Genomic DNA, 3,195 nt, shown 5'->3' on the forward strand with positions numbered 1-3,195 from the left:
CATCTGCTTCCAGCATTCTGATCAGATGGGTCGGTACCACACCAATGGCAGTTGCTTTCTCTTTTTCAATGAGTGCCAGTGCCGCATCAGGGGAAAACTCTTCGAGCATGACCGTTTTAGCCCCTGCAATGGGGGCGGCAAAATATGTCAAGGTCCCTGCAGCGCCCCCTGCATGGGGGGCAATGGCCATGGTGATATCATTTTTGGAAAGACCCCAGATATCCACACGACCTTTGGAGGTACAGATTCTCGGGGCAGGCGGCCATTCAACAAGCTTTGGAATCCCGGTGGTACCCGAGGTGGTGGTTAAAATCGCTATGTTTTCAATGGGATCAAACCGCCTTTCTTCCAGCACCGATTTATCCACGGGCAATTTTGCTCTTTTCTCAACCATGGTGGTTAATGAAAAGGTGCCTTCAGGTGCATCCTGGGGCACAATGTCATCAAACAGAAAAATATTTTTCAGATGGGAAAAGTTTTTTTGAAGATCTTCATACATTTCAAGATAGTTGAACTTATTGTAGGTATGAAGAATAATCACAGCTGAGGCCTTGGTTCTGTCCACCATATAGGTCAGTTCTTTTTTCCTCAGATACGGATACACCGTCAGAGAAATTAAGCCTGCCCGTTCACATGCAATTCTTGCAAGAAACCCGTAAACACTGTTGGGAGACTGGATAATTACACGAGAGTGTTTTTCTAATCCCATCTCAATCCATGAGATGGCCATGGCATCCACAAGATCCACTGCCTGTTTCCATGTCAGCCTGTATTTTGAATCCACCAAAGCTTCCTGATCAGGCATCTCTTTGGCATTTTTTTCCCAGAAATCATAAAATGTTTCCTGGGTCCAGTATCCGTCTTTCAGGAATTCATCCGTCATTTCTTTTTTATATCGAATCGGTTTCACAATTTATCCTTTCCTTAAAATCCAAGCTCTGACCATCTTGCCTTAACCTTTTCAACCATGTCAGCATCAAGTTCAATGGGGATAGGCTTTTCTTCCCATTCATAGGGAATGGTGGCGTCCAGAAGAAGTCTTCCTGTAATCCATCTTGCGTCAATGGGTAATGACGGATCAAGTGGTGTAGACCGCCCTCTTTTGATTACCTGGGAACGGTTGGGCTGGAATCTGAAACTTAAGGCATACATCACCCGGGGGATATCCCATGGATCAATATCGTCATCCACAACAATTACTGTCTTGAGACCATAGGCTCCCATTTCTGTTGAGATGGCTGCGGTAAGTACCTGATCGACATGCCCGGGATACATCTGTTTCATGGAGATAATAGCCAGGAATCTGCCTGCACCTTCCGGCGGGCAGTAAACCGATTTCAAACCCGGAATATTCATTTCATTGAGTTGCTGCCAGAGGGTGGCACCATAGGACAATGCCATGGTCATGTGGGTATCTGTTACAGCGCGACCAACGGTTGTTCCCCAGTGTATGGCATTATTTCTATAGGTGACACATTTGATATCAATAAAATTTCTGGGATCAGTACCCACACCTGAATAATATCCGGTATATTCGCCAAACGGACCTTCTTCCATGAATTTATCCGCATCAACAAACCCTTCAACAACTATTTCGGCATGGGCGGGGATTGGCAGGTCAACCACTTCACCTTTAACCACTTCTATGGCTTCACCGCGGAAAGCGCCGGCCACATCATACTCACTGGTGAAAGCACCGATCCTGGCTGCGCCCACGAGAAACAGTATGGGATCACATCCGGAAATCGAAGCCACCGGCATGGGTTCGCCCAAAGCCTGGTACTTTTTTAACATGATATCAGCATGTTTGCCTTTAATAAACTGGGTACCGATTTTATCCTTAGCCAGAAGCTGGCTTCTATAGGTGCCTAAATTCACCCATCCGGAATCAGGATCTTTGCTGATGATGAAATGGGCAGTACCAAAATATCTACCGCCATCAAGGGGGTAGTAATGGGGTACTGGGAATTTATAAAGATCCACATCATCGCCCATCATGATATTTTCCTTGCAGGGAGCCTGACTTTTCTCAACATATTTGGGTGGTATTGGTTTTTTTGCTTTTTCCGCCCAGTGATTATATAGGTCAGTGAGACTGGAATCTTCGGGCAGTCCCATAATAATTGCCAATCTCTGTAATGTTGTGCAGACACTGGTGATAACCGGTGTGTCATATCCCTTAATGTTTTCAAATAAGAGTGCAGGGCCTTGTGCCTCCTCATTTAATTTTGCGATATGGGATAACTCCAGATTCCAGTCAACTTCAGCTGTAATTCGTTTTAACAGGCCTTTTTCCTCACAGACTGCTACAAAATCTCTCATGTCTTTCATAAAATTTTCTCCTTTGTCAGTTGTAATCCGATGGTGCAAAGATAGGATTACCTGCGCGATGCGCACTGGTTTATATTTTTGACCAGGCCCCAAAATTTAAAATCTGGTCATTCAGGGCCTGGTAATAAAACAATGGTAATTTAAGCGATCATTAATTGACTTTTTTACCTGCCACAAGTCCGGCACAAATATGTGCAAGAGCTGATGATCTTGCTGTCATGACCGGTTCCACTTTTTTGTCACTCCAGACGGTCTCCGGTCTGCTTTGAAGAATCAGAATTTTTGCTTTGCCGGGCGTGTCTTTATCAATGGCCCATTCAATATCCATGGCCTTGCCATAATGTTTTTCAATACGCTTTCCGATTTTGGCAAGCGCAATGGCATCCTTATCCACCACGCATTGGATATCCATTCTTTCCGAGGGAACCGCTTGTTTTATAACACAATGGCTTTCGGGATCACGGGTATACAGGATGGTTTTATGGGAAATTGATTTTTTGATAATTTCGTCTGTGATTTTATTAATGATAAAATTATCCGGTGTGCATTCACCACTGACAACACTCTCTCCAAACCCAAAGTTTGCATCTATGGCAATGGTAGAGTGATCGCCGGTGGCAGGATTCAATGTAAACATCACACCGGCGGTCCATGCATTTGCCATTTTCTGAATACCTACAGAGATTTCCACCAGTTCATGGTCAAATCCCATTTTACTTCTGTAGTAGATTGCCCGCGCAGTAAAAAGACTTGACCAGCATTTCTTCACATGCTCAAGAATATCCTCCACCCCTCTTATCCAGAGAAAGGTATCCTGCTGTCCTGCAAAACTGGCTCCCGGAAGATCCTCGGCAGTTGCGCTTG

3 protein-coding genes are annotated in these 3,195 nt (G+C 44.8%); all 3 read right to left on the reverse strand.

Features of this window, described 5'->3' with window-relative positions:
- Nucleotides 1–910: class I adenylate-forming enzyme family protein (locus K8S13_RS17245; RefSeq protein ID WP_291464427.1), on the reverse strand; the 910-nt coding region annotated here is incomplete at its 3' end.
- A gap of 14 nt (nucleotides 911–924) precedes the next feature.
- Nucleotides 925–2,331 carry a phenylphosphate carboxylase subunit beta gene (ppcB, locus tag K8S13_RS17250; protein ID WP_291464429.1) on the reverse strand — a complete coding sequence of 469 codons (1,407 nt, stop codon included), beginning with the start codon at nucleotides 2,329–2,331 and terminating at the stop codon, nucleotides 925–927.
- Between the two features lie 151 nt (nucleotides 2,332–2,482).
- Nucleotides 2,483–3,195, reverse strand: a 713-nt coding sequence (locus K8S13_RS17255) for a PEP/pyruvate-binding domain-containing protein (protein ID WP_291464431.1), incomplete at its 5' end; no start/stop codon positions are given.

This window comes from Desulfobacula sp. (assembly GCF_021107415.1).